This window comes from Nitratifractor sp. (genome assembly GCF_015487065.1).
Classification (GTDB): Bacteria; Campylobacterota; Campylobacteria; order Campylobacterales; family Sulfurovaceae; genus Nitratifractor.
In genome coordinates, this window is record NZ_WFQN01000095.1 from 1 (window position 1) to 3,285 (window position 3,285).

Sequence of the window (3,285 nt, forward strand, 5' to 3'; positions counted from 1 at the left end):
GGCCGAGGGGCTGTGGCTGCGGGCCGATCGGGACCCTGCCGAGCTGATCGACGCGCTGCCCGAGCAGCTCTACCGGATCCTGGAAGAGGAGGGACTGACCCCCGAAGCCCCCTACGATCTCTACGACCGCCTCGACTTGGACCGCAAACGGGGCGACGGAGCCCTCAAGACTCTCACCCGGGCCAAAAAGGTGGTCCGCCTGGCCCACAACCTTTTCGTCACCGATGCCAACCTCCGCCGGGCCCTGGCGCTGATGCGGGAGCTGATGGTCAAGCACGGCTACCTCGACATCCGCCTCTTCAAAGCCGAAACCGGGATGAGCCGCAAATACTGCATCGCCTATCTGGAGCATCTGGACAAGCAGGGGGATGTGGTCCGCGAAGGGGAGCGGAGGATACCGAAATATCCCGGCTGAATGGGATAGGGTGGGCCCTGTGGGCCCACCGTCCCTAACTCTCAATATTTTCCAATACTCTCCATCAGCTATAAGCACCAAACTTTTTGAATGGTGGGTCCACCCTACAAATAGCAGGAAAGATCCTTTGGGGGTTGCTATAATGCAGCTTATAACTTTTATAAAATGAAGGGTGTTGATGCAGGAGCTTTTTTATGTCGGCTTGATCTTCGTGCTGGGCGCCTTTATGAAATGGGTCAGTTACAAGTTCAAGCTGCTCAATGTGGTCGGTTACCTGATTCTGGGTTTCATCATCGGCCCCCATATGCTCGACATCGTTCCTCAGTCTTTCATCGACAACAGCCATATCATTATCGATATCTCCCTCTCTTTGATTGCCGTGCTGGTAGGGGCCAATCTCAAATACGAAGTGCTCTGGAGTGTCTGGAAACAGATCGCCGTTATCTCCGTTTTTGAGGCGCTTTTCACCTTTGTCTTGATGGGTAGCGTCCTTTACAGTATGTTTCATCTGTTTGATTTCGGTCTCTCGACCCACTATCGTCTGGCGGTTTCCCTGCTCTTCGGGGCTCTGGCTTCGGCGACGGCACCCGCCACGATCCTGGCGGTCATCCACGAGCTGAAGGTCAAAAGCCGATTCAGCGCCTTTTTACTAGGGGTTGTCGCCGCGGACAACGCCATTACCTTGGTTCTTTTCAGTTTTGTTCTGATTGTCGCGGGAGTCAGTATGGAGACGACCACGCATGCTCTCGATCAGTATGTGCGGGTCATTCCCACGATTTTTTTCACCGTGATCGTCGGGGCCGTCGGTGCGGCGATCTCGGAGGGGATCGATCGGATCTTCCGCAACTACCGCAGCATTAAAACCACCTCCACGCTGGGCATGATTTTTATCGTCTACAGTGTCAGCGACTATTTTGGACTGGAGCCGCTGCTGGCCTCTTTGGCGATGGGAGTCGTCCTCTCCAACATTTCGACAAGAGACTTCTATCTGGTCAAACGTGAGTTCGATTTCCATCTCAAAGACATTATCTTTATGCTCTTTTTTACCCTTTCGGCTATGCATCTGGATATCCGTTTCGTCCTGAGTATGCCGATGGTTGTCTTTACATATATCATTGTCCGTTTCATCGGCAAAGTCTCCGGAGTTTGGATCGGCGGATGGGTGTCGCACTCTTCGGATGAGGTGCGGAAATATCTGGGATTGGCGCTCTTCCCCCAGGCAGGTATCGCGATCGGGCTGGCACTCTCGTTGCAGGAGCAGGCCGGTTTCGGGATTATGGCGCCGCTGATGCTCAATGTCATCATCGCCACCACGATGGTGCATGAACTTCTGGGGCCGTTCTTGACCAAATACGCTCTGGAACGAAGCGGCAAATAGCAATAGAGTGTTCCATTGGGTGTGGCGCGCTCCCAACGGGGACGTTGGGAGCAAGAGAAAAATTGCATCAGCCCCCTGTCACTGCTTTTGCTGTTGTAGAATCCAGCGGGAGATTCCCTCGAGCTGTTGCGGTGTCAAGCCTTTGTAGGCGCGCATCGGGGTATGGTATTTCGGCCACGCTCCGCGGCTCCCCTCGGTGATGGCCTTTTCGATCTTTTTGAGGCTTGCTGTCTTGTTTCGTGCATATTTCCGGGCGATCTCCTCGAAGCCGGGAGCAAGTCTGCCTTTGCCCTGGATATGGCAGAGTCGGCAGTCCCGGGTTTCGAGGACCTGCTGCCAGGCGGGGAGGCGGGCGAGGCGGTTGCGCTCTTTCACCGCCGCCAGCATCGCCATCTGGTCGTAGCGGTCGAAGATTGTCGCGGCTACCGCGCGGGCTTGGGCAGGGGTGATCTGCCCCTGGAGAGAGGGCATCACACCGTAGAGTTTGAGGCTGGCGGGGTCGCAGTAGGATTTTTTTCGGGAGGGGTGGATGACATAGTCGGCGACGAAGTCAATGAATTTGGCTCGCAGTACCGAAGGATCGTCCTCTTTCATCCAGTCTTTGAGATGAACGGTGACGGTGTAGAGCGGGGGTGCTTTTTCATCGTCGCTGGTTTTGGGAGGCATATCGAGATTGTGGCAGCGGGCACAGACCCGGTGGAGGAGTTCGTCCACCTGGACAGGGGAGAGGGCCGCTTCGTGATTTTTCTTCTCTCCGGAGCAGTTGTTGAGGCCGAGAAGCACGAGCACGAGAAGCGGTAACAGTTTACTCATTCGTTAGCCTTATGATAATAATAATTAAATAGAATTATACTCTTTCTCCTTAAATAAGAAAGCTGTAGAGCATCTTTGCTCCCAGCAGATAGAGAATCAGAGCCATTACCTTTTTGATCTGTTGCTGTTGGAGGTGGAAGTGCATCAGATAGTTGCCCAGATACCCTCCGGCAATGGAAGCGGCGGCGATGCAAAGCAGCAATACCCAATCGAGCGGTACATAGCTGGCGTAGGTAAAGAAGGAGCCCAGGGCCGAAAAGGGGACGACGAAGCTGACGGCGACGGCGACTTTGCGGGGTTCGAAACCCAGGAGGATCAACAGAGGAATCAGCAGATTGCCCCCGCCCACTCCCAGCAGGCCCGCGACAAGTCCCACGCCGCTGCCGACGACGAAGAGCAGTCCTTTGCGGGTGAGGTGGGTGATCGCCTTTTTTTTGCCGAACATCATCATCGTCGCGCTGTAGAAGAGCAGCAGCATAAAGAGTGCTTTGACGAGGGTTTCGTCGATGTAGCGGCTCAGCCACGCTCCCATGGGGGCAAAGAGCAGCATCCCCGCCGCCAGAGGCCAGACGAAAGCGTAGTCGACCGCCTTGCGGCGAATATTCATCACACTGGAGGTGATGGTGGTGGTCGCTCCGGCAAAGAGTCCCACCGCTTTGGCGACGGTGAAATCGAGGCC

Annotated in this window: 4 protein-coding genes; 2 read left to right on the forward strand and 2 right to left on the reverse strand. The window is 55.2% G+C overall.

The features are described from left to right. On the forward strand, nucleotides 1-415 hold a 415-nt coding region (locus tag F8I07_RS05030; RefSeq protein ID WP_292656553.1), incomplete at its 5' end, for a SelB C-terminal domain-containing protein. 178 nt (nucleotides 416-593) lie between these two features. Then, complete coding sequence (locus F8I07_RS05035) at nucleotides 594-1,793, forward strand: cation:proton antiporter (RefSeq protein ID WP_292656555.1); 1,200 nt, start codon at nucleotides 594-596, stop codon at nucleotides 1,791-1,793. A 78-nt stretch (nucleotides 1,794-1,871) separates the two neighbouring features. Here F8I07_RS05035 and F8I07_RS05040 read toward each other — a convergent pair whose 3' ends face one another. Beyond that, nucleotides 1,872-2,606, reverse strand: coding sequence for a c-type cytochrome (locus F8I07_RS05040; RefSeq protein ID WP_292656557.1), 735 nt, complete (start codon nucleotides 2,604-2,606; stop codon nucleotides 1,872-1,874). Between the two features lie 49 nt (nucleotides 2,607-2,655). Next, nucleotides 2,656-3,285: sulfite exporter TauE/SafE family protein (locus F8I07_RS05045; RefSeq protein ID WP_292656559.1), on the reverse strand; the 630-nt coding region annotated here is incomplete at its 5' end.